Source organism: Micromonospora sp. A200, from assembly GCF_029893845.1.
GTDB lineage: Bacteria > Actinomycetota > Actinomycetes > Mycobacteriales > Micromonosporaceae > Micromonospora > Micromonospora purpureochromogenes.
This window is the reverse complement of sequence record NZ_JARXXY010000009.1, coordinates 35,593-57,664: the sequence shown is the minus strand read 5'-3', so window position 1 is coordinate 57,664 and position 22,072 is coordinate 35,593. Positions and strand designations below refer to the sequence as shown.

Below are 22,072 nucleotides of genomic sequence, written 5' to 3'. Positions count from 1 at the left end.
AAACCGTGCCAGCACGGAAGATCCAGAACGAGCAAGAGGTGCTCCGCTGGTTCGAGGAAGGCCGCTCCTACCAGTGGATGATCGACGAGTACAAGCGCAAGTACAACATCGAGACGGTCCCCTCCCTCTGGGGAAACTTCCGAAGGAGGAAGGGCTTGGAGAGCCGATACACCCGCAACGACGAGCTGATTCCCTGGGCGCTGAGGGACGAGCACCGCTGGCTGTTCCCAGCCATGATGCTGCGGACGGAGGCCCGGCGGCGCGAGGGCAAGGAGCTGCGGGAGGAGGACGCCACCCGGCTGAGCGCCTTCGTCGCCCGGCTGAAGAACAAGAAGCTCGTGGTGCACTACGACCCGGACACGGAGGAGGGCTTCTTCTACGTGCCGGCGCGGGAGGGTATCGACACGGACCTGGTCCGAGTCCCCGAGCGCAAGACCAAGATCCTCAAGCGCGCAGACTGAGAAAGCCCCCGGTGCACCTGGCCGGGGGCTTCTCTCTTGCTCGGGTTACTTGTGCCGCTGCTTCAGGATCTTGGTGTACTTGGCGATGCGCTTGGCGTCGGTGCCGTAGGCGACCCACTTCTTCCCGGCCACCAGGTTTTCGCGACCGGCGGTCTGGTAGGTGTGCCACCTCCGCTCGGCCTCCTCGGACTCGAAGACCTTGAGGTCGACGCGATGCTTCTCCAGCGTGATCGGGTCCTCGTACTCGAAGGTGTACTTCATCCCGTCGGGCCCGTCCCACGCCTCGACCGTCACCGGGGCACCTTCGTCGGAGATGCACTCGGCCAGCTCGGGATGGGTCTCGCACGTCCAGCCAATCCCCGTCTGGCTCACCGTGGTGAAGGCCGGCTTACTCCACACCCCGTCGGCGGACGCCGGCTGCGGGCCGCCGCCGATCATCGCGCCCAGCGTGAGCCCGATCGTGGCGATGACGGCCAGCGAGGCGGACCGGAGCGCCACCCGGACAGGCTTGCTGAGGGGTCGACGGCGACTCTGCGGGACACGGTGCCGTCCCGGCTGGATCTCGATCGGCCGCACCGGGCGGTACTGGCGGGCGACCACCGGGATCTCCTGGGTGATCGCCTCGATCACCGGCCGGCGGGAGGGAATGACCGGGTCGACCCAGCTCTCCACCATCGCCCGATGCGTGGGGAGGATGGCGCTGATGGCGTTGATCGCCGTGGTGCGGCCGATCTCCGGGTCGACGAGGATGACGTCCCTACCTGGGACCGGGACAGCGTCGGCCCCGGTGTGCGCCTTCACGATCTTCACGGTGCGTGTCCTTGGTGCTGGTGTTACTGGCGGGGAGAGGGGCACCTCTTGTGGGGGCCCGGGTTGATCATATTGCCTGGTCAGGCGCTACGCAGGAGATCGTAAACGTGCCTCTTGTCGCGGTGCAACTGTTGAACGCTCACCCTTTTGGTCACGTTCGGTCACCGAGTTCGCGGAGGTGGTGCTCGACGAGCGCGGCCACCGAAGCCTGCTGCGCCGGGGTCAGCTTCTCGATGTTGCTGATCAGAATCCGCGTGCCTGTGTCCGGCGTCTCGGTCTCGTAGACGTGGTAGCCGGCCGACTGCTGGGCCGCGCGCAGCACGATGTCCTCGGGCACCTCAAGGGCGGCCGAGAGCGCGGTGATCTGCTCCGGCTTGGGCATGGGCGGGCGGTCGGTGGTTGCCAGCTTGTGCACGTACGACTTCGACAGGTGCTCACCGCCGCGGTCGGCGATGTCTCCGTACGACTCCCTGCGCTCCTTCCGCCTCTTCTCGATGAGCTTCGCCAGCTCGTGGTCAATCATGTACGCCTCCTGGTTCTGCTTGGCGGCGACGCCACCGTAGCCCCTGACCTGCGGGTTCGTCCAGGTGACAGGACGCACGGTCCACGAACGTGGACACACGATTCCCGCTTCATCATCCGTTCGTCCAATCCTGCGGATGGGCGTCCACGGGCGTGGACAGGAGCGGTAGCGGTGTCGTAGCGTTCTGCTCCCCGGCGGGACGTTTCCCCTGGTGGATGCGCGGCTCATGTCGCACCCCGGGATTACGTTGTACCCTCATCCTCCGCGCACAATTGCACGAACGAAGGAACGCACCAATGCACAACCCCGAGACCCCGCAGTCCTTCACCACCGCTGACGGACTGATCCACGTCTGCTACGACCGCGACTCCTTCGACTTCCACATCGACCTTCGCCCCGGGTTCACCCGCCTGCAGTACGCCGAGGTCGTCGACCTCGTGGAGTCCTGGGGGCTGGAGTTCCTGGACCCGGAAGAGTGCGAGCCCAACTACCTGGAGGACGGAACCATCCGTATCTGGTTGACCGACCCGGAGGCCGAGTGACCGCCGGCCTGATGAAGCCGAGCCAGCTCGGCAGCACCGACCGTCCCGTTGAGGACAAGCAACCCCGCGACCGGTGGGACCGCCCACTGATCTACGTGCCCGACAAGCCCAAGCTGGTGCCGTACACCCGCTGCACGACCTTCATCGACGTCATCGAGGACAAGACCAACCTGACCAAGTGGAACAAGCGCATGGTCCTGGTTGGAGCGACGAAGGCTCCCCGCCTGGTGAACGAGGCCGCGGTCCTCGACCCGGTGGACGACAAGAAGAAGCTCGACAAGCTGGCCGAGGAGCTGGTCACCGTGGCCGGCGCTCACGTCAAGCGCGAGAAGGGCTCGCACCTCCACGATCTCTCGGAGTACGTGGACAGGGGCGAGCCCTTGCCGCCGTGCACCGAGGCTGACCTGGCCGACATGGCTGCCTACAAGGCGGCCACCGTGGACCTGACCGTCGTGGACGCCGAGCGCCTGGTGGTGGTCGACGAGATCAAGGTGGCCGGCACCCCGGACCGGGTGTCCTTCTACGACGGGCCCGGCCCCGGGGCGGTCTGCCCTGGCATGGGCTGGCCGGAGTGGATCTGCGGCAACCTGATCACCGACCTCAAGACCGGGTCGATGGAGTACGGCGAGCTGAAGATGGCCATGCAGCTCTCCGTCTACTCGCGGGGCATGTTCTACGACTGGAAGACGCAGACGCGCACCCCGCTGCCGGACGTCAACCAGGAGTGGGGCCTGATCATCAACCTGCCCGCCGGCTCCGCCAAGTGCGAGATCCACTGGATCAACCTGTCCGAGGGCTGGAAGGCCGTCCAGGTCGCCCGTGAGGTGCGGGAGGCCCGGCGCAAGAAGAAGATCCTCGTCCCCTTCCAGCCGGGTGCGCGGACGCCGGATCTGGCCGAGCCCGGTGTGTAATGTAGTGCAGGCAAGAGAGAGGAGCGAGCCCCGCAGTGAGCATCGCGAGTGAGCCCAAGGGTCGCGGAATCACCGTGACCATCAAGTACGGCAAGGGCTACGAGGAGACCTGGGCGGTCTTCAACGGCCTGCCGGCCGAGGTGCGCCACGACCTCATGGAGTACTTCGGCCTGGACGAGGACGAGGTCGCCGGCCTGACGCTGTCGGAGGTGGTCGTCAACGCCACCAACCTGGCGCACGGCAAGGGCAACGTCGCCGGCATCCTGGGCGGCACGGTCATCCCCTCCCCCCAGCAGGCCCGAGCGAACGCCACCAGGACGACCGGTGACGTGTGGGCCGAGGCTGCGGCTTCGACCGCTCCGCCGGCTGAGCCCGAGGAGAACCCGGTCCTGAAGCTGATCGAGGGCGCGACCGACGTGCCGACCCTCCAGCGGATCTGGGCTGAGAACCAGGCCGCCTTCGCCGACAGCGCCGTGATGGACGCCTGGAAGGCCAGGGGTAAGGCCCTGCAGTCCGCCTGACAACCAACGTGAGAGGAACCCCCACCGTGGCCTTCGGCCTGAAGAGCACCGAGACCCCTGCCGAGCTGACCCTGGAGCAGCGGGTCAACTCCGCCGCCGCGGTCGCCGAGTCCGCCCGAACCCTGTTCGAGGTTGCCGCCACCGACCTGGAGACCGCCGCCTACGAGCAGGCGCTGATCCGCGACGCCGCGCTGGCGGAAGCCGAGCGGCTCAACGACCTGGCCCTGGCTGCCGACGACGAGTGCATCCGCAACGCCGAGGCCGCCGCGAAGATCCGCGCCCTGGTCGCCTGACCAACCCCTGCCCTACCCCATCCCTACGTGTGTAATTGTTACTGAGCGAAGGAGCTACCCCTACAGTGTCTGTCTTCTCCAAGCCGTCTGACTTCGCCGGTGGTTCGATCTTCAAGCCGGGCGAGCACATGAACGACCTGGCCCTGCTGGTCGAGCCGAAGAAGGTGCAGAAGGCTGTGCCTCACACCTACAACGGCGTGACGAAGACCCGCGACGAGGTGACCGCGGACGTCACCGTGTTCGGCAACTCGGAAGCCCTGGAGAAGGGCGAGCCGACCAAGGTCCTCAAGGGCGTGCGGCTCGTCCACTTCATGCTGGCCGACACCGCAGAGAAGGCCATCGGCGGCGCGTTCGTCGGCGTGGTCCGCAAGGTGCCGACCCAGGCCGGCTCCGGCTACGCCTTCCGTGACGTGGACGCCACCACCGAGGGCCAGGTCGGCAACTACTACACCAACCGCGAGGCGGCCATCAACGCCGCGCTGGCCGACGTCCCGAGCTTCGACTGAACCACCAACCTGAGGAGGCTGTAGCAGTTGCTGACCGCTGGTAGGTCCCTCGCACTGCACGCCGAGTCCGGTCGTGAACTTCCCCGGGTGCCGGCATTCGAGGCGCTGTATGCGCGTGGATGCCGGCCCCGGCACGGGGAGGTCATCATGGTGGCCGGTCGGTCCGGCACGCAGAAGAGCGGCTTCGCCCTGTTCTGGGTGGCGCAGATGAACCTGCCCACCCTCTACTTCTCCGCCGACATGTCCGCCTTCACCGCCTCGTCCCGGCTCGCCAGCATGGCGACCGGCGACACCACCGAGGTGGTGGAGAAGGGCATGGCAATGGGCGGGAAGTACCGAGACAAGTACCTGGCGGCCCTGGCCAACAATCGCATCACCTTCAGCTTCGGCTCGCCGATCACCTGGCAGCAGGTCGACGAGGAGCTGGATGGGTACGTCGAGCTGTGGGACGCCTACCCCGAGGTGATCGTCTTCGACAACCTCATGGACTTCGATGCCGCGGAGAGCGACTACACCGCCCAGATGGCGGTCATGTCGCTGGTCACCGAGCTGGCCCGCAACACCGGGGCCACGGTGATCATCCTGCACCACGCCAGCGACAAGGCGTGGGAGGCGAAGACCGACCCCTGGAACCCGCCGAGCCGGGACCAGGTCAAGGGCGGCCTGTCCGAGAAGCCCGAGCTGAGCCTGAGCGTGGCGCTGGACCCGAACACGATGGAGTACCGGGTCGCCACGATCAAGCAGCGCATGGGCCCCTCCGACCCGACCGCCCGCAAGTACGCCGTCATGTGGTGTGAGCCGGAGTTCACCCGGTTCCACAGCACCCCGCCCACCCACCGGGCCCGAACCCTTCAGGAGGTGTGACATTGTGACTGATGTCGCCAAGCGCAACAAGGCCAACCGGCGCAAGGGCGCGCAGTGGCAGGCCGACTTCCGCGAGGGCATGCGGGGCGAGGGCTTCGACGTCGAGACCCTGGCTCTCGCTGGCAAGGAAGACGAGGGCGACACCGTCGTCAAGCACCGCGCCGGCCTGCTCATCCCCCAGATCGTGGTGGTCGAGCAGAAGAACGCGGCCCGGTTCGAGCCGGCGACCTTCGTCAAGGAGGCCGAGGCCGAGTGGCTGAACTACGCCAAGCACAGGGGCATCAGCCCAACCGAGATCCTGCCGATCGCCGTCGTCAAGCGGCGCGGCGCGAACTGGCGCAAGGCGTACGTGCTGACCACCGTCGAGCACTTCTTCGGACTGTGGGACACCTGGTGATCGCCTGGGCCGACGCGAAGGCCAAGGCGTACTTCGTCATCGACTCGTTCGCCGAGGCCGGTGCGCGGGACGAGGAGTACTTCGGCGTCGCGGAGATCGAGGCCGTCGAGGAGCTGCTCGGGGTGACCTTCGAGTGAGCGACGAACGGCCCTCGCTGGAGGCAGTGCTCGACCACTACGACGTGCCGTACAGCCCGCACAAGGTGTCGCAGATGGTCCGGTGTCCGCTCCACGAGGACCGGACGCCGTCCTGCTCGGTCAACACCGACAAGGACCTGTGGAAGTGCCACTCGTGTGGCAAGGGAGGTGACTCCTACGCACTGATCATGGAGAAGGAGGGGTGCGACTTTGTCCGAGCCAGAAGCCTTGCGGCCTCTCTCGGCCTCGCAGCGGGAGACGCTGGAGGAAGCGACCCGGGCGTATCAGGATCAGCTCACGGTGGCCGCCGTGCAGCACCTGCAAGGAAGGGGCCTCGGCAAGGCGGAGGCGGATACGTTCCGGCTTGGCGTCGTCGTTGACCCCTACCCCGGGCACAGCAAGTACCGCGGGATGGTCGCGATCCCCTACCTGGACCGGGACGGCAGGCCGCTGTCGATCCGGTTCCGGTGCCTGGAGGAGCACAACCACCGGGACTTCTTCCACGGCAAGTACAACACCGTGAAGGACGAGCCGGCGCGCTGCTACAACATCGGCGCGATCCACCGGGCCGGCGACGAGATCCATGTGACCGAGGGCGAGTTCGACGCCATCGTGCTCAACAAGATCGGCCTGCCGGCGGTCGCCTTCCCCGGGGCGAACAACTTCAAGCCCCGGCATCGCCGGATGCTCGCCGGCTTCTCGCGGATCTGGGTCTGGGGCGACCCGGACGACGCGGGTGCCGAGTTCACCAACCGGATCTGCCGCTCGCTGCGGCAGGCCAAGGGCGTGCGCCTGACCGAGGGCGACGTCACCGAGACCTACATGGCCGCCGGCCAGAACGCCGACGTGCTGCTCGCTGCACTGAATGGAGAGACGAACCAGTGACCAACCCCCTCGCGACCGAGGCCGCGATCAAGCGGTTCAACGACATCAACGACGTGCTGCGCGAGGTCCGCACCGAGCGGTACCAGCAGATCGACCTGTGGGGCGAGCAGACCCTGCCGGCCTTGCCGGACAACGGCATGGACTGGATCTACCAGGGCAACTACCTGCACGACGCCAACCAGTGGAAGACCACCAACGCCTACCGGCAGGACAACAACCAGCTCGCCTGGGACGGCGTGCTTCTGGAGGAGGTCTTCGAGGCCCTGGCCGAGGAGGACCCGGTCAAGCGGGAGGCCGAGCTGGTGCAGGTCGCCGCGGTGGCCGTGGCCGCCGTGCAGGACAGCCGGCGCAGGCGGGCGGCGAAGAAGGCCCGCGAGGTGGGCCAGTGAAGAACCCCTGGCTGATGGTGGAGCTGCCCGGCAAGCCCGGCAAGAAGCTGGTCGAGGCGTGGGAGTCCCTCGACGCCGACTACCGGGCGGCGTTCTACCCGCACCTGATCGGCGAGACCAGCGCCGAGTTCCTCTCCGACTGGCTGGCCCGCAAGGGGCACGCCGTCTCTGCGTCGACCATCCGTACGTACCGGCGATCGATTCGCCAGAGCGGGGTGTGACATTGTGACTGAACACTTGCTGGAGGAGCTGCTCGCCAAGCCGGTCGGCCCGGCCATCCCGGCGCGGACGACCGACCCCGAGCGGGACTTCACCCGGCAGGTCGAGGTCACGGGCGACGTCGCTGCGGTGACGGTGAGGGGCCCGCAGGGCGAGGTGACCGAGGACGCTGCGGTCGCCCACCTGCGGGCCCAGGGCCTGGACCCCTCGGCCTGGGTAGCCACTGGCTTCCGCTCCTCGGAGTGGACGATGGCCAGCGGGGAGACCGGCGTCAGCACCCGGTTCACCTTCGCCCGCGCCGGCTCCGCGGAGGCCGACCGGCCGAACCTCGACGAGCTGTTCTCCGCGATCAAGCCGTACGAGGGCCTGCTGCACGAGAACCGCCCGACCGGCGACCACGGCTTCATCGTGGCCCTCGGCGACATGCAGTTCGGGAAGATCGACGGCGACGGCGTGGAGGGCACGCTGAACCGCACGATCGACTGCCTCAACAAGGCGGCCGACCTGCTGTGCGAGTACCAGTCCCGGTTCGACATCGGCCATGTGCACATCGCCTGGCTGGGCGACCACATCGAGGGCTTCCAGTCGCAGGGCGGGGCCAACGTGTGGCGCACGCCGCTGACGCTCAACGAGCAGATCCGGCTGACCCGGCGGGTGATGCTGCACGCGCTGACCACGTTCGCTCCGATGACCGGCAAGGTCAGCATGGCCGCCGTCCCCGGCAACCACGGCGAGGCGGTCCGGTTCGTCGGCAAGGGCGTGACTCGGTACGACGACAGCCACGACACCGAGTCGCTGATCGCCGTCGCCGACGCCGCTGCCCTCAACCCTGAGGCGTTCGGCCACGTCGGCTTCTTCGTCCCGCAGACCGACGAGCTGACGGTCGTGCTCGACGTAGCCGGCACGGTCGTGGCCCACGCTCACGGCCACCAGTGGCGGGCCGGCAAGCACTTCGAGTGGTGGCGCGGGCAGGCGTTCAACCGGTCCAGCGCCATGCACCAGGCCGACCTGCTCCTCGCCGGCCACCTGCACCACGAACACGTCGACTCCGACGGGCCGCGGACCTTCCTGCAGCCGCCCGCGATGGAGAGCGAGTCGACCTGGTGGCGGCACGCCAAGGGCACCACGGGTGCGCCGGGACTGATCGTCGCGGTGACCAAGGACGGACAGACCAACATCAAGGAGGTGGTGCGGTGAGCGCCGACTGGAGCGTGCTGGAGATCCCCGGCGTGCAAGACGTGGCCCGCAAGGCAGCGGCCAAGGTGGCGGCGGAGTACTCCACCGTGACGATGGTCGAGTACGACGACCTGCTGCAGGAGGGGCTGATCCGCCTGGCCAGCAAGCCCGACATCGTCCGGGGGTACGCGGACGGGCCGGACGGGCTGGGCGGCCTGCACCACTGGCTGTGGTGCGACCTGACCGACCTTGCGCGGAAGGAGGGTGCCCGGTCCAACCGGCAGTACTCTTACGAGGCGCTGCGGTCGGGTGCTGACGAGTGAGCAGCTACGACCGGGAGCTGGTGGAGCGGCTACTGCCGGCGGTGTGGGACTCGTCCTTCGCCTACGGCATGGAGGACCCCCGGGCTCCCGACCCCGACATGCCGAGGACCAAGCCCAACCCGAAGACCGGCAACACCCTGTACGCCCACCTGGCGGACATCAAGGGGGCCTGGCGCAGCACGTACCTCCCGCTGGAGGAGCGCCAGGCCCTGTTCCTGCGGTACGGCATGGACTGGCTGGAGCGAGACATCGCCGCCCAGCTCGCCACCCCCAGGCAGACCATCTCCGACCGACTGATCCGTGGGGTCGGGCGCATCGTCGCCCACCTCAACGGAGACGAGTGTGAAATTGAGAGTGAGGACACCACCCAGTGATCACCATCGACACTGACCCCGGCTACCAGTTCGGCCCGACCGGCGAGGTCGTCTACAACCGGACCTACTCGCGGACGAAGCCGGACGGCACCAAGGAGACCTGGCCGGAGACGGTCGAGCGGGTGGTGGAAGGCAACCTCGGCCTGGTCTACGGCGCGAAGGAGACCTGGTCCGAGGACGTGCAGGAGGAGTACCGCCGGCTGAAGCGGTACATGCTCAAGTTCGCGATCATCCCCGCCGGCCGGCACCTGTGGGCCTCGGGCGTGAAGGGCCGGCAGTACCTGTTCAACTGCCACGTCGCCGGCTGGACGGGCGGCCTGAGCAAGCACTTCGAGTTCACCTTCATGCGCCTGATGGAGGGCGGCGGGGTCGGGGCCAACTACAGCACCCGCTTCCTGGAGCCGTTCGGCGCTCCGCGGCGGCGACTCAAGGTGCACGTCGTCTGTGACCCGATGCACCGGGACTACGAGGACATGAAGGCCGCCGGCCTGCTCTCCGAGCAGTACGCCTCGGACTGGGCCGGCGCGTTCGAGGTCGAGGACTCCCGCGAAGGCTGGGCTGCCGCCCTGGTCGACCTCATCGACACCTACATGACCGACGACGAGGTGCTGCACGAGAACCGCGTCTACGACGTGAGCCGGGTGCGCTGCAAGGGCAGCCGGCTGAAGACCTTCGGCGGCTACGCCTCGGGCCCGGCCCCGTTCGCCAAGCTGCTGCACGAGGTCGAGCGGGTGCTCAACGACGCCTACTTCGACACCGACTGGAGCGTCAACCACGTCACCCCGGTGCAGGCGATGGAGATCGACCACGCCATCGCCGAGTGCGTCGTCTCCGGCGGCAACCGGCGGTCGGCCCGCATGTCCATCGTGCACTGGAAGGACCCGTTCATCGCCGACTTCCTGGAGTGCAAGCAGGACACTGGCCTGCACTGGACGACGAACATCTCGGTCGAGGTGGACGAGGAGTTCCTGACCGCCCTCGCCGACCAGCGCCACATCAACCACGTCCTCGCCGCCGAGGTCCACCGCCAGGCGGTCACCGGCATGCTGACCAACGGCGAGCCGGGCTACTGGCACTCGACCCTCACCAACGAGGGCGAGGTCAACGAGATCGTGGCGACCAACCCGTGCGGGGAGATCGGCCTCCCTGAATGGGGTGCCTGTGTGCTCGGCCACGTCAACCTCGACGCCTTCTCGCCGACCCGGCGGGGCGGACCGATGGAGATCCTCGGCCTGCTGGAGGCGCACCGCCTCATGGCCCGCTTCCTGATCCGCGCCACCTACGGCGACATGAACGACGCCGGCCAGAAGGCGGTGATGGACAGCGAGCGCCGGGTCGGAGTCGGCCACTTCGGCGTGCAGGCGTTCTTCGCCAAGCGCGGCGTGGCCTACGCCAAGCTGGGCCGGGACCGCGGTGCCCGCAAGCTGCTCACCGAGCTGTACTCCGAGGTACGGCAGGCCGCCCGGGACTACGCCTTCGAGCTGCGCATCCCCGAGCCGGTCAAGGTGACCACCGTCGCCCCGACCGGGACCGTGGCCAAGATGCCGGGCGTCACCGAGGGCATCCACCCGATCTACGCCAAGTACTTCATCCGCCGGGTCCGGTTCAGCATGACCAACCCGGAGGAGCGGGCCAAGGTCGAGGAGTTCCGGCAGCAGGGCTTCGAGGTGGAGCCGTGCATCTACGACCAGAGCGGCAACACGATGGTCGTGGCCTTCCCGACGAAGGACAACCTGCTCGCCGAGGTCGAGGCCCTTGGGTACGACCAGTACGAGGCGGCCGAGCTGGTGCAGTCGGTCGACGAGATCGCCCTCGACGACCTGCTCTCCGTGCAGTCGCTGTACCAGCAGGCGTACGCCGACAACGCCGTGTCCTTCACGGCGAACGTGCGGCCCGGCCTGGACGTCGCCGAGACGGCCAAGGTCATCGCCAAGTGGCTGCCGACCCTGAAGGGCACGACCGTCATGGTCGACGGCACCCGACCGCAGGCCCCGTACGAGCGGATCTCGGCTGCCCGGTACGACGCCGAGCAGGCGGTGCTGGTCTCCGACGGGATCGACGAGGACTGCGCCACCGGGGCCTGCCCGGTCCGGTAGTCCAGATACGAAGAAGCCCCCCGGCCTGTTGGCTGGGGGGCTTTCTCCGTTACGCAGCCACCGGCTCCCGCAGGCCCAGCTCATCCAGCAGACGTCGCGCCCGGTCGACTCCGGTACCCAGTACCTTCGCCGCCCGCTTCACGGGCACCGTCCCGTCCGCGTTGCGGGGTACCGCCTCGGCATCGAGCAGTACCTTCTTCAGCTCCTCGTCGCCGGGGGTACCGACCTGCCGGCTACGGCGCTCCGGTCCCGGTACCACCAGCGCGAGCTGAGTCGGCTCGCTGGGTACCGGCGCAGGTCGGGGCGGTACCTCCACCCTCGGTACCTCCGGCATGGGTACCGGCCGAGCCAGGGGTACCGGCTGAGGCAGTACCTGCGGGGCGGGTACCGGCACGGTCTCCGGTACCTCGGCCGGCTGCAGCCCGCTCAGCACCATCTTGGTCAGTACCCCGAAGGCGACCGCCGGCAGGCCGGCGACCAGCCACCCGAAGAAGGTGGGTACCGCCAGGGCCAGATTCGCCGTGAGCGACACCGCGGTCGACCCGATCAGTACCCACATCGGGTACCGGATCGACTGCCCTCGCCGGCCACGCCGCCGCACCTCCAGCAGAGAGGCGGTCGGGGTCAGCTCACTGATGACAGCGTTGGCCCAGCCGAACCAGTGGGGCGTCCCCTCCGGCGAGTGCTTCATGGTGAAGTCGTGGACGTGGGTGAAGCTGGCACCGAGGGCCATGCCCCCGACGGCGAGCAGGATGAGGACGAGCAGGGCGGTCTCCAGGCCGCCGCCCTTGGCCTCGGTCTGGGCCTTCACGCCGCACCCCCCAGCGCCTCGCTGCGGCAGGGGATGCACCGGCCTACCACCTGGCCGACGTGCCCCGGCTTCTGGCAGCGATCACCACCAGGCGGCGGCGGGAGCGCAGCTCCTCGCCGTTCGGGGTGGTTCTTCGGGAGGAAGTTGCGCCAGCTCTTCTTCTTGGTCTTCCCGTGGTCTTCACTTCGGGTGACAGTCTGGGTGTCACCCCCAGGGGCTCGAGATGTCACCCCCTCGGCCTGATCTGTCACCCCCTGGGTGACGAATCGGTAGACGCGGGTGGCGATGCGAGCGACCTGGCGGACGGCGAGGCGGCCCAGCTCGACCAGCTTGGCCAGGGCCCGCTGGACGGTCCGCTCGGAGCAGCCCACGTAGCGGGCGATGGTGGCCACGCTCGGCCAGGCATCGCCGTTCTCGTTGGCGTGGGCGGCCAGGGTCAGCAGGACCAGGCGCTCGTTCTTGCCGAGGTCGTGCGACTGGAGGAGGGCTTCCTTGACGGCGATGCTCATCGGGCACCACCGGCCTGAGCGATGAGCGAGCGGAGGTAGGCGGCGAGGCCGGACGCGGGCCCGGCGTATGCCACGACAAGGCGCGGCAGGGTAGGGTTCTGCATGGGTCGGGGTTCCTTCCCGATCAAGGCCCCGGAGCACAGGTGTTAGCGCACCTGCCGGGGCCGATTTTTTAGTTGTCCAGGAGGGGCGGTCCCCATGCCGGGGGACCGCCCTTCTGCTTACTCCGGGGCCGAGTCGTCGCCCGCCTGTCTCAGGGCCTCGATGATCCCCTCCCCCAGCTCGGGGGACTCGGCGAGCTGGGCCTTCACCCAGCGGTCAATCTCGGCCTCAAGTTCCTCGTCGCGCGTGCACAAGCGGTCACTCCCTGGCGTCTTCCCAGCAAGCGAGCTACTGGGTTTACATGTTCACTGACACCAGTGGCAGGCGGCGTAGCCGACCGAGATCAGCACCGGCACGTCCCGCCGCTTCGCCTCCGCGAACGCCTCGGCGCTCCAGGGCCACCAGTCGACCGGGTTGTCGGCGTGCTGGAGCAGGTACGGCGAGGTCGCGTCGGCGAGTCGGTTCACCCGACGACCATATCCAGCCGGGCGGGCCCGCGCCGGTCGGACCGGCGGCAATCACGGGGCCTTCCGTAGTTCACTTTCATCTATTTATATCTGTGCATGCTGGCGATCGTCGCCGGCCTCGCGAGGAGGCACGCATGCGCGGATCCCGTCGTCTGTCCGTACTCACCTCGGTCGCGGTGCTCGCGGTCGTCCTCACCGGACAACCCGCGGCCGCCGCCGTGGACCCCGCCACCCGGATCTCCGGGACCACGGCCGTCGGCACCCACAACGCGTACGAGCGCGGCACCTACACCTACCTGGCGCAGGCGCTCGACGCCCGGCCCGGGATGATCGAGCTGGACGTCTGGCCGGACGTGATCACGCGCCAGTGGCGGGTCAGCCACTCCAACCCGCTCGGCAACGACAACAACTGCGTCGCCGCCACCAGCGCCGCGCAGCTCTACACCGGCACCCGCAACAAGAACCTCGAACACTGCCTGGACGACATCCAGCTCTGGCTGGGCGCCCACCCCGACGCCGGGCCGGTGCAGCTCAAGCTGGAGCTGAAGACCGGCTTCAGCGCCCGTACCGGGCAGGGGCCGGTCCAGCTCGACGCACTGCTCGCCGCCCGGCTCGGGGACCGGGTCTTCCGCCCGGTCGACCTGCGCGGCGGGTACGCCTCGCTGGACGCCGCCGCCCGGGCCGACGCCTGGCCGACCCGCCAGCAGCTCGCCGGCAAGGTGCTCGTGGAGCTGATCCCGGGCACCGTGGAGGAGGGCAATCCCACCGACACGCTCCGCACCGACGTCGAGTACGCCCGTCACCTCGCCGGCCTGGCATCGGCCGGCACCCTCGCCCGGGCCCAGGCGTTCCCCGCCGTGCACAACGCCCAGGCCGGCGATCCGCGCACCCGCTACACCGAGGTGGGCCTGCGGCCGTGGTTCGTCGTCTTCGACGGCGATGCGAGCGCGTACGCCGGCGGCGGCATCGACACCTCCTGGTACGCCACCAACCACTACCTGCTGGTGATGACCGACGCGCAGAACGTGCCGCCGAAGGTGGGGAACACCGACCCGGACGCCGCCCGGGCCCGGGTCGCCCAACTGGCCGCGGCGCACGCCAGCATCGTCTCCGCCGACTGGGCGGGGCTGCCGACCGTCGTCGGCGAGGTCCTCCCCCGCGCCTGACCCGCCGCCGGGCCGCTGCCCGCGGCCCTGGCCCCGGTTTGCGGCGTGTCGGGGTGTCCCGCCGCCCGGACACCGCGACACGCCGCATCCCGTGAGCGGACGGTGGGTCAGGAGGCGCCGTCGGCGCGCAGCGGGAAGACGTTCGACTCGGCCGACTCGCGCAGCGTGCCGAGCACCGCGCCGATCTTGTCGGCCGGCATCGGCTTGAAGAAGTGGTAGCCCTGGGCGGCGGTGCAGCCCAACTCGGCCAGGGCGAGCCGCTGCTCGGCGGTCTCCACCCCCTCCGCCACCACCCGCAGCCCCAGCTCGTGAGCGAGCCCGACGGTGGTCCGGACGATCGCCGCGGCCTCCGGCGACTCGGCCATCCGGATCACGAACGAGCGGTCCACCTTGAGCTCGTCGACCGCGATCCGGGTCAGGAAGGTCAGCGACGAGAAGCCGGTGCCGAAGTCGTCGACGGCGAGCTGCACGCCCATCGCGCGGACCGTGGCCAGCACCTCGTCGATCACCTCCAGCTCGCTCATCACCACCGTCTCGGTGATCTCCAGGACCAACCGGTGCGGCGGCACCTGGTGGCGGCGCAGCGCGTCGGCGATCTCGGCCGGCAGCCTGGGGTCGAGCAGGCTACGGGCCGACAGGTTCACCGAGATCGGCACGTCCAGGCCCTCCCGGGCCCAGTCGGCCGCCACCGCGAGCGCCTTGTCCAGCACGTACCGGGTGAAGGCGCCGAGCTGCTCGCTGTTCTCCACCGGGCGGATGAAGTCGACCGGGCAAAGCCAGCCGCGGCGGGGGTGCCGCCAGCGGATCAGCGCCTCCACCCCGGTCGGGGCGCCGGTGGCCAGGTCGACCGCCGGTTGCAGGGCCAGCACCAACTGGTCGTCGGTCTGCAGCGCCTCCCGCAGCTCCGCCAGCAGCGCCAGCTGGTCGGTGCTCGCGGCGTCCCGGGCGCTGTCGTACGTGGCGACGCTGCCGCCGCCCTCCTTGGCCTGGTACATGGCGATATCGGCCCGGCGCAGCAGCTCGGTCAGGTCGGCGGTGCCCGCCCCGGCCACCACCACCCCCACCGACACCTCCACGGACATCCGCACCCCGGCCACCTCGGTCGGCGCGGCCAGCCGCTCGGCGATCTCCCGGGCCTGGCGCAGCGCGTACGCCATCGGCGCGGACCGGTCGCCGATCACCGGGACCGACGTCAGCAGCAGGGCGAACTCGTCCCCGCCGAGGCGCCCCAGCAGGTCGCCCGGGCGGGCGAGGGTGCCGAGCCGGTTGGCGGTGAGCCGCAGCAGCTGGTCGCCGGCCGCGTGCCCGAGGGTGTCGTTGACCTCTTTGAACTGGTTGATGTCGAGCAGCAGCAGCGCCACCGGGTGGTCGTGGCCGAGCTGCCGCAGCGCCTGGTCGCCCTTGCTGAGCATGGCCGCCCGGTTCACCAGCCCGGTCAGCGCGTCGTGCACCGCCTCGTACGACGACCGCGCGCTGACCAGCCGCAGCTCCCGATGGGTGGCCGCGTCGTGCAGCGCGGCGGCGAGGGCGTCGGAGAAGGCGGCCACGGCGTCCCGCTCGCGGGCACTCGGTGGCGCGGTGGCGGGGAAGCGGACCCGTAGCTCGCCGACCTCGACGTCGCCGACGGTCAGCGGGCGGACCAGCTCGTGCTCCGCGGTGGACGGCCGGGCGGGCGGCCCGACCTCGCGGTCGCGCACCTGGCCGGAGGCGTCCCCCCGGTACCGGCGCCAGCGGCCGTCGCCCCGGGCCACGTCGACGTCGACCAGCTCCGCGCCGAAAAGGGTCAGCGCACCGGTCACCGCGGCGGTGGCCACCCCGCGCTCGTCGAGCTGGTTGAGCGCGGCGGTCGCCTCCGCGAAGGTCCGCCAGTCCCGTCGTTCCTGGTCGGCCCGGAGCCGGTGCCGGTAGGTCTGCTGGAGCAGCCAGAGCAGCGGCGGGAGCAGCAGCAGCCAGCGGGCGTCGATCTCCACCAGGGCGACCACGACCAGGCCGACCGCGACGTTGCCGACGAACATCAGCAGCTTGCCCCGGAGCGCGGCGAGCACCGGCGGGCCGATGGCGACGCCGTGCCGCAGCGCCAGGGTGGCGCCGCCGAGACAGGCGGTGGCGAGCAGGTAGGTCACCGAGCCGGCGATCAGGGCGAGGGCGAGCCCGGGGGTGGGCGCGGCCAGCAGCGGCGCGCCGAGCGCGGTGGCGACCGCGACGGCGAGCGCGGTGGCGGCGGTCAGCGAGGCGGCGATCCGCAGCACCTCGAGCGGGGGCCGGCGGTCGACGGCCAGGGACATCCCGGTCCAGGCCAGCCCGGTGCCGAGCAGCGCCGCGGCCGGCAGCCACCCGGCCGGTACGAGGTAGAGGCAGACGATCAGCGCGGCCTCGCCCCAGGTGATGCTGACCATGCCGGTGGCGGTGCGGAACCTCAGCCGGGCCAGTTGGGCGACCGCGAACGCGGCGAGGGCGATGCCGAACCGCGCGGCGGCGGGAAGAGAATCGTCCGGCGGCAGCGTCACGGGGACGGTCAGGCCGATCAGGACCGCCGTGAAGGCGGTCAGCGTGACGGCGGTGATCAGCAGGAGCACCCGTGGCGGCGTGCCGCCCGGATCGGGCCGGTCGACGTGGTCGCCGGCCCGGCCGGACGTCACCGGCCCACTCCGTCCGCCGGCACACGGGGGATGCCCGGGACGGACGCTGCTGCGACGGTCATGGCGCCCCCTCCCGCGCACGGCTCAGGGACTTTTCGGTCCCCCCGGCGGAAGGCTAAGCCAATCCGGGTGGTCGCAACAGGGGCTGACGACCCGGATCGGCGTGAATCACGCTCCGACTAGCCGTTTCGGTGCTGCTGGTGGCCGTTGGGGGTGTCCGTGCGTGATTCCTGCGTCGAGGTCCCGCCCGCCGGATCGGTGGCCGACGTGTCGGCCTGCCCCTGGGTGGGGAACCGGTCGGGCAGCCGGCGCAGCCGGGCGTTCATGTTGCGGATCAGCAGGATGGTGGCGGCGGCCAGGAGCAGGATGAGGAAGAGGCCCATCGGCCCGGCCAGACCACCCGTGCGGGTGTCACCGAAGTTGTTCTCCGCGAGCACCTGTGCAGCGGCGGTCAGCATGGTGTTTCTCCGATGTGCGGTGGGGTTTCAGCGTAGCTCCCCGCCCGGTCAGCGGGCATGGGCCGTCTCGCGCACCCCGGCGAAGAGGTCCGACTCGGGCAGCGGGCTGTCGACCAGCGAGCGGACCAGCTGGAAGTCCTCCGTGGGCCAGGCGTGCCGCTGCAGCTCCATCGGGACGTGGAACCAGAAGCCGTCCGGGTCGATCTGGGTGGCGTGGGCGCGCAGCGCGTCGTCGCGGACCGGGAAGTAGTCGGCGCACTCCACCCGGGTGGTGATCCGCGGGCCCTTGTCGGGACGATCGTCCCAGCGCTTGAGCCACTCCTCGTAGGGGGAGGCCAGGCCGGCGGCGAGCATGCCCTCGTGCAGCGCCATGATCTTGCCCTTGGAGAAGCCGATGTCGTAGTAGAGCTTGAGCGGCTGCCAGGGCTCGCCGAGCTCCGGGTAGCGCTCCGGGTCGCCGGCCGCCTCGAAGGCGGCCACGCTCACCTTGTGGGTCATGATGTGGTCGGGGTGCGGGTAGCCGCCCTCCTCGTCGTACGTGGTGACGACGTGCGGACGGAACTCGCGCATCAGCCGCACCAGCGGACCCGCGGCGACCTCGACGTCCTCCAGGGCGAAGCAGCCCTCGGGCAGCGGCGGCAGCGGGTCGCCCTCGGGCAGCCCCGAGTCGACGAAGCCGAGCCAGGCCTGCTCGACGCCGAGGATCGCCCGGGCGGCGTCCATCTCGGCGCGGCGGATCTCGCCGATGTTGGCCCAGACGTCGGGCCGGTCCATCTTCGGGTTGAGCACGCTGCCGCGCTCGCCGCCGGTGCACGTCACGACCAGGACGTCGACACCCTCCGCGACGTACTTCGCCATGGTCGCGGCGCCCTTGCTCGACTCGTCGTCGGGGTGCGCGTGCACCGCCATGAGACGCAGTTGCTCTGCCACTGTGGGCGCTCCTCGTCTGTGCCGGCCGACGGCCCACCCCGGGCCGCCCGGCTGACCTGCCGGAATCCTCCCCCGTGCCGGACCCTGCCGGCGCCGACCTGTCATCCTTGACGACAGGACGGGCTTGGGAGCGTGGAACTCTCCCATTCTTGCCGATGCTTCCGACAACAACGCCAGGAGATACCCGCCGGTGACCGAGACGCACGCCACAATCACCCCGGGCGCGCCCGCGTTCCCGCCCGGACGGTACGGCCGCCGCCGCGAGCCGGGCCGCCGCCGGCCGCTGCTGGTCTGGCTGCTGGCGGCCGCCCTGGTCGCCGGGCTGGCCCTGGTCGCGACGCAGCTCTACGCCCGGTACGGCGACCCGGCGTACGACGCCGAGGTGATCACCTACACCGACGTCACCGACACCGGGGTGCGGGTCGACTTCCGGGTCACCCTGCCCGAGGGCGGCTCCGCGGTGTGCGTGCTGCGGGCCCGCTCCCACGACGGCGCCGAGGTGGGTCGGGACGAGGTCGCGGTGAGCGCGCGGCCCGGCGCACGGCAGCTCACCGCCCAGCACCGGATCGCCACCACCGCGCGGCCCTTCATCGGCGAGGTCCTCCGCTGCCGACCCGCCGGCTGACCCGCCGACGCGGACGTCCCGGACCAGGGTCGGGTACCGGTGCCGGGGGTGATCGACGACACCCGCGGGTGTGCCGCACTGGTAACTTGGTAATTCACCTGTCAGCCAGTTCCGCACGATCGAGGAGTACGCCTGTGTCCACCAATGACAACGAGGCGCCCGCCACCTGGCTGTCCCAGGACGCGTACGACCGCCTGAAGGCCGAGCTCGACCAGCACATCGCCAACCGGCCGGTCATCGCCGCCGAGATCAACGCCCGGCGCGAGGAAGGCGACCTGCGGGAGAACGGTGGCTACCACGCCGCCCGCGAGGAGCAGGGCAAGGCCGAGGGGCGCATCCTCTACCTCAAGGAGCTGCTGCGCACCGCCAAGGTCGGCGAGGCGCCGACCGCCGACTCGGTGTCGCCCGGCATGGTCGTGACGATCTACTTCGACGACGACCAGGACGACACCGAGACGTTCCTGCTCGGCTCGCGGGAGATCGCCTCCACCACCGACCTGACGGTCTACAGCCCGGAGTCGGCGCTCGGCAAGGCGATCCTGGGCGGTCGCCCCGGCCAGACCTGCACCTACACGGCGCCGAGCGGCGCCGACATCAAGGTGACCGTGGTCAGCTTCGAGCCGTTCTCCGGCTGAGTCCGGCCCCGCCGGGTCCGCGGACCCGGCGGTTCCCCATCGCGTACGCCCCGAGGCGTGGCACCGTCGCCGGTGTCACGCCTCGGCCGCGAAGACCACCTGGTAGCCGCTGGCCCGCAGGGCGCTGATCAGCGTGTCGGAGTGCTCGACGCCCCGGGTCTCCACCGACAGCGCCACCTCGACCTCGCCGAGGCGCAGGTGCGGGTTGGCCCGCTGGTGCTCCACGTCGACCACGTTCGCCCGGTGCTCGGCGATCTCGGTGAGCAGCGAGGCGAGCTGACCGGGCCGGTCCGAACAGCGCACCGTCACCCGCAGGTAGCGCCCGGCCGCGGCCAGGCCGTGCTCGATCACCCGCAGCATCAGCAGCGGGTCGATGTTGCCGCCGGAGAGCACCGCGACCACCGGCGCCTCCACCTCGACGACCCCGGCCAGCAGCGCGGCCACGCCCACCGCGCCGGCCGGCTCGACCACCTGCTTGCCGCGCTCGAGCAGCATCAGCAGCGCCCGGGAGATGTCCTCCTCGGAGACCGTGACGATCTCGTCGACCAGCTTGCGGACGTGGGTGAAGGTGATCTCCCCCGGCCGGCCGACCGCGATCCCGTCGGCGATGGTGGCGAAGGACGGCAGGCGTACCGGCTCGCCGGCGATCAGCGAGGGCGGGAAGGCCGCCGCGCTGGCCGCCTGCACCCCGACCACCCGTACGTCGGGGCGCAGCGCCTTGGCCGCCACCGCCATGCCCGAGATCAGGCCACCGCCGCCGACCCCGGTGATGATCGTCTTCACGTCGGGGCACTGTTCGAGGATCTCCAGCGCCACGGTGCCCTGACCGGCGATCACGTCGGGGTGGTCGAACGGGTGGATCAGCACCGCGCCGGTCCGCTCGGCGTAGGTCTGCGCCGCCACCAGGGACTCGTCGACGGTGTTGCCGACCAGTTCGATCTGCGCGCCGTACCCCTTGGTGGCGGCCACCTTCGGCAGCGGCGCGTTCACCGGCATGAACACGGTGGCGTGGGCGCCCACCAGGCCGGCGGCGAGGGCGACGCCCTGGGCGTGGTTGCCGGCGCTGGCCGCGACCACGCCCCGGGCGCGCTCCTCCTCGCTCAGCCGGGAGATCCGCACGTACGCGCCGCGCACCTTGTACGACCCGGCGCGCTGCACGTTCTCGCACTTCAGCCACGCCGGGCCGCCCAGCTTGGCGCTCAGCGGCCGGGAGGGCTCCAGCGGGGTGGTGCGGGTGACGCCGGCGAGCAGTTCCCGCGCGGCCCGTACGTCGGCGAGACCGACCAGTTCCGTCATGCCCCGATCGTGCCATCCGGCACCGGGGGAACCTGCGGCGACGCCGGGGGCGTGTCGGCCGAGGCCTGCGGCGCGGGCGCGGGCGCGGCCACCGGCTGCGGCTGCAGCTGCGGCGGGGCGAACGTGCCGGGCGCGCCGGCCGGTGCCGGCGTGCCGGGGGCGAACCCGCCGGGCACCGGGGTCCCCGTAGCGTACGGCCAGGCCGGGGTGGCGCGGGCGATCCGGTCCTGCTGGGCGGCGGAGATCTTCCGGATCAGCACGATGAACGACGCGGCGGCCACCACGCAGGCGATCGCCGGGATCGCGTTGCGGCCGAGGGCGCCCTGGTAGTAGTCCACGTACGCCTGGAAGTCAGCGGGGTCGACGGCCGTCTCGGGGAGCTGGGTGTACTCGAGGTCGTTCTTGCGGCTGAACAGCCGCTCGCCGACGCTGAAGACCAGCCACGCCGCCCACCAGCCGACGACCAGCCACGGGGTGCTCCGGCGCCAGAGGCTGTCCCGGGCGATGTTGGCCACCACCCGGACGGGCACCACGAAGTTCGCGAACGGCACCAGCCAGCCGGCGATCGCCCAACCCTGACCGAGGACGGGCAGCGCGCCGGGGAAGGCGTCGATGTTCTTGCGCGCCCGCCAGGTCCAGATGATGACCAGGACAGCGGCGGTCAGGTAGGCCACCACGAACGGCAGGCTCACCGCGACCTCGAACAGCATGGCCCCGAAGAGCACGTCGCTGTCGCCGTCGCGCTCGGCCTGCCTCGCCAGCACGATCCCGGCCACCGGGGCGAGCGCGGACAGCAGGTAGAACGCGGCGGTCACGCCGACCGCGATCGAGGCGGCCAGGCCGATGCCGCGCACGGCGTGGGTCGCCAGCCCCGGCGTGACGGCCGGCTGTCCGAGCGGCGTGTAGCAGTTCTGGCACTCGTCGAAGCTCGGGGACGTGGCATCCCCGCAGGTCTGGCAGAGCATGGGGACCGTCCAGGGGGTGCGGCGAGGGGGTGCGCGCACACG

At 70.3% G+C, this 22,072-nt stretch carries 30 protein-coding genes; 19 read left to right on the top strand and 11 right to left on the bottom strand.

Annotation, left to right across the window (positions count from 1 at the left end; all coding sequences use genetic code 11):
- Nucleotides 1–5: 5 nt before the first annotated feature.
- Nucleotides 6–461, top strand: a complete 456-nt coding sequence (locus tag M2302_RS10975) for a hypothetical protein (protein ID WP_280837806.1) — start codon at nt 6–8, stop codon at nt 459–461.
- 45 nt (nt 462–506) lie between these two features.
- Here M2302_RS10975 and M2302_RS10970 read toward each other — a convergent pair whose 3' ends face one another.
- Nucleotides 507–1,271 carry a hypothetical protein gene (locus M2302_RS10970; protein ID WP_280837805.1) on the bottom strand — a complete coding sequence of 255 codons (765 nt, stop codon included), beginning with the start codon at nt 1,269–1,271 and terminating at the stop codon, nt 507–509.
- Between the two features lie 151 nt (nt 1,272–1,422).
- The gene (locus M2302_RS10965; RefSeq protein WP_280837804.1) at nt 1,423–1,872 is read right to left on the bottom strand and encodes a hypothetical protein; all 450 of its coding nucleotides are present in this window, start codon (nt 1,870–1,872) and stop codon (nt 1,423–1,425) included.
- A gap of 218 nt (nt 1,873–2,090) precedes the next feature.
- On the opposite strand from M2302_RS10965, the gene M2302_RS10960 reads away from it, so the two are divergent.
- From M2302_RS10960 to nrdJ, 15 genes are all read left to right on the top strand, one after another.
- The gene (locus M2302_RS10960; protein WP_280837803.1) at nt 2,091–2,336 is read left to right on the top strand and encodes a hypothetical protein; all 246 of its coding nucleotides are present in this window, start codon (nt 2,091–2,093) and stop codon (nt 2,334–2,336) included.
- Nucleotides 2,333–3,247 carry a hypothetical protein gene (locus M2302_RS10955; RefSeq protein WP_280837802.1) on the top strand — a complete coding sequence of 305 codons (915 nt, stop codon included), beginning with the start codon at nt 2,333–2,335 and terminating at the stop codon, nt 3,245–3,247. The genes M2302_RS10960 and M2302_RS10955 overlap by 4 nt, the downstream gene beginning before the upstream one ends.
- A 35-nt stretch (nt 3,248–3,282) precedes the next feature.
- Entirely contained in the window at nt 3,283–3,768 is a 486-nt protein-coding gene (locus M2302_RS10950; RefSeq protein ID WP_280837801.1) for a hypothetical protein, read from the top strand.
- Nucleotides 3,769–3,794: 26 nt separating this feature from the next.
- Nucleotides 3,795–4,061, top strand: a complete 267-nt coding sequence (locus tag M2302_RS10945) for a hypothetical protein (RefSeq protein WP_280837800.1) — start codon at nt 3,795–3,797, stop codon at nt 4,059–4,061.
- Nucleotides 4,062–4,126: 65 nt separating this feature from the next.
- Nucleotides 4,127–4,567 carry a hypothetical protein gene (locus M2302_RS10940; RefSeq protein ID WP_280837799.1) on the top strand — a complete coding sequence of 147 codons (441 nt, stop codon included), beginning with the start codon at nt 4,127–4,129 and terminating at the stop codon, nt 4,565–4,567.
- Nucleotides 4,568–4,654: 87 nt separating this feature from the next.
- Nucleotides 4,655–5,431 (top strand): AAA family ATPase, encoded by a 777-nt coding sequence (locus tag M2302_RS10935; protein ID WP_280837798.1) that lies wholly within the window; start codon nt 4,655–4,657, stop codon nt 5,429–5,431.
- A 4-nt stretch (nt 5,432–5,435) separates the two neighbouring features.
- On the top strand, nt 5,436–5,828 hold the full coding sequence (locus tag M2302_RS10930) for a hypothetical protein (protein WP_280837797.1): 393 nt from the start codon (nt 5,436–5,438) through the stop codon (nt 5,826–5,828).
- On the top strand, nt 5,825–5,965 hold the full coding sequence (locus M2302_RS10925; RefSeq protein ID WP_280837796.1) for a hypothetical protein: 141 nt from the start codon (nt 5,825–5,827) through the stop codon (nt 5,963–5,965). Before M2302_RS10930 ends, M2302_RS10925 begins: the two co-directional genes overlap by 4 nt.
- 228 nt (nt 5,966–6,193) lie before the next feature.
- Nucleotides 6,194–6,850 (top strand): toprim domain-containing protein, encoded by a 657-nt coding sequence (locus M2302_RS10920; protein WP_280837795.1) that lies wholly within the window; start codon nt 6,194–6,196, stop codon nt 6,848–6,850.
- A complete protein-coding gene (locus M2302_RS10915) occupies nt 6,847–7,239 on the top strand; it encodes a hypothetical protein (protein ID WP_280837794.1) in 393 nt (130 codons plus the stop codon). The genes M2302_RS10920 and M2302_RS10915 overlap by 4 nt, the downstream gene beginning before the upstream one ends.
- Nucleotides 7,236–7,460 carry a hypothetical protein gene (locus tag M2302_RS10910; RefSeq protein ID WP_280837793.1) on the top strand — a complete coding sequence of 75 codons (225 nt, stop codon included), beginning with the start codon at nt 7,236–7,238 and terminating at the stop codon, nt 7,458–7,460. The genes M2302_RS10915 and M2302_RS10910 overlap by 4 nt, the downstream gene beginning before the upstream one ends.
- Before the next feature lie 4 nt (nt 7,461–7,464).
- Entirely contained in the window at nt 7,465–8,655 is a 1,191-nt protein-coding gene (locus M2302_RS10905) for a hypothetical protein (protein ID WP_280837792.1), read from the top strand.
- Complete coding sequence (locus M2302_RS10900; protein ID WP_280837791.1) at nt 8,652–8,957, top strand: hypothetical protein; 306 nt, start codon at nt 8,652–8,654, stop codon at nt 8,955–8,957. Before M2302_RS10905 ends, M2302_RS10900 begins: the two co-directional genes overlap by 4 nt.
- A complete protein-coding gene (locus M2302_RS10895) occupies nt 8,954–9,331 on the top strand; it encodes a hypothetical protein (RefSeq protein ID WP_280837790.1) in 378 nt (125 codons plus the stop codon). The genes M2302_RS10900 and M2302_RS10895 overlap by 4 nt, the downstream gene beginning before the upstream one ends.
- Nucleotides 9,328–11,427 (top strand): ribonucleoside-triphosphate reductase, adenosylcobalamin-dependent, encoded by a 2,100-nt coding sequence (nrdJ, locus tag M2302_RS10890; protein ID WP_280837789.1) that lies wholly within the window; start codon nt 9,328–9,330, stop codon nt 11,425–11,427. Before M2302_RS10895 ends, nrdJ begins: the two co-directional genes overlap by 4 nt.
- A gap of 49 nt (nt 11,428–11,476) precedes the next feature.
- Here the strand turns inward: nrdJ and M2302_RS10885 are convergent, their stop codons facing one another.
- The 4 genes from M2302_RS10885 to M2302_RS10870 all read right to left on the bottom strand — a co-directional run bounded on the left by M2302_RS10885 (nt 11,477) and on the right by M2302_RS10870 (nt 13,316).
- Nucleotides 11,477–12,238, bottom strand: coding sequence for a DUF2637 domain-containing protein (locus M2302_RS10885; RefSeq protein WP_280837788.1), 762 nt, complete (start codon nt 12,236–12,238; stop codon nt 11,477–11,479).
- Nucleotides 12,235–12,747, bottom strand: coding sequence for a helix-turn-helix domain-containing protein (locus tag M2302_RS10880; protein WP_280837787.1), 513 nt, complete (start codon nt 12,745–12,747; stop codon nt 12,235–12,237). Before M2302_RS10880 ends, M2302_RS10885 begins: the two co-directional genes overlap by 4 nt.
- Nucleotides 12,748–12,968: 221 nt before the next feature.
- Nucleotides 12,969–13,103, bottom strand: a complete 135-nt coding sequence (locus M2302_RS10875; protein ID WP_280837786.1) for a hypothetical protein — start codon at nt 13,101–13,103, stop codon at nt 12,969–12,971.
- 51 nt (nt 13,104–13,154) lie between these two features.
- Entirely contained in the window at nt 13,155–13,316 is a 162-nt protein-coding gene (locus M2302_RS10870; protein ID WP_280837785.1) for a DUF255 domain-containing protein, read from the bottom strand.
- A 134-nt stretch (nt 13,317–13,450) separates the two neighbouring features.
- On the opposite strand from M2302_RS10870, the gene M2302_RS10865 reads away from it, so the two are divergent.
- Nucleotides 13,451–14,482, top strand: coding sequence for a phosphatidylinositol-specific phospholipase C domain-containing protein (locus M2302_RS10865; RefSeq protein WP_280837784.1), 1,032 nt, complete (start codon nt 13,451–13,453; stop codon nt 14,480–14,482).
- 107 nt (nt 14,483–14,589) lie between these two features.
- On the opposite strand, the gene M2302_RS10860 is transcribed toward M2302_RS10865, so the two are convergent.
- The 3 genes from M2302_RS10860 to mca form a co-directional block, all read right to left on the bottom strand.
- Nucleotides 14,590–17,121, bottom strand: a complete 2,532-nt coding sequence (locus M2302_RS10860; RefSeq protein WP_280837783.1) for a bifunctional diguanylate cyclase/phosphodiesterase — start codon at nt 17,119–17,121, stop codon at nt 14,590–14,592.
- 179 nt (nt 17,122–17,300) lie between these two features.
- Nucleotides 17,301–17,579 carry a hypothetical protein gene (locus tag M2302_RS10855; RefSeq protein ID WP_280837782.1) on the bottom strand — a complete coding sequence of 93 codons (279 nt, stop codon included), beginning with the start codon at nt 17,577–17,579 and terminating at the stop codon, nt 17,301–17,303.
- A gap of 48 nt (nt 17,580–17,627) precedes the next feature.
- On the bottom strand, nt 17,628–18,509 hold the full coding sequence (gene mca, locus M2302_RS10850; RefSeq protein WP_154939417.1) for a mycothiol conjugate amidase Mca: 882 nt from the start codon (nt 18,507–18,509) through the stop codon (nt 17,628–17,630).
- Nucleotides 18,510–18,699: 190 nt separating this feature from the next.
- On the opposite strand from mca, the gene M2302_RS10845 reads away from it, so the two are divergent.
- Both M2302_RS10845 and greA read left to right on the top strand, forming a co-directional pair.
- The gene (locus M2302_RS10845) at nt 18,700–19,134 is read left to right on the top strand and encodes a DUF4307 domain-containing protein (protein WP_280837781.1); all 435 of its coding nucleotides are present in this window, start codon (nt 18,700–18,702) and stop codon (nt 19,132–19,134) included.
- Between the two features lie 134 nt (nt 19,135–19,268).
- The gene (gene greA, locus M2302_RS10840) at nt 19,269–19,769 is read left to right on the top strand and encodes a transcription elongation factor GreA (RefSeq protein ID WP_154939421.1); all 501 of its coding nucleotides are present in this window, start codon (nt 19,269–19,271) and stop codon (nt 19,767–19,769) included.
- A 75-nt stretch (nt 19,770–19,844) separates the two neighbouring features.
- Here the strand turns inward: greA and ilvA are convergent, their stop codons facing one another.
- Entirely contained in the window at nt 19,845–21,065 is a 1,221-nt protein-coding gene (ilvA, locus tag M2302_RS10835) for a threonine ammonia-lyase (RefSeq protein ID WP_280837780.1), read from the bottom strand.
- Nucleotides 21,062–22,069 (bottom strand): DUF4328 domain-containing protein, encoded by a 1,008-nt coding sequence (locus M2302_RS10830; RefSeq protein WP_280837779.1) that lies wholly within the window; start codon nt 22,067–22,069, stop codon nt 21,062–21,064. Before M2302_RS10830 ends, ilvA begins: the two co-directional genes overlap by 4 nt.
- Between the last annotated feature and the right edge of the window lie 3 nt (nt 22,070–22,072).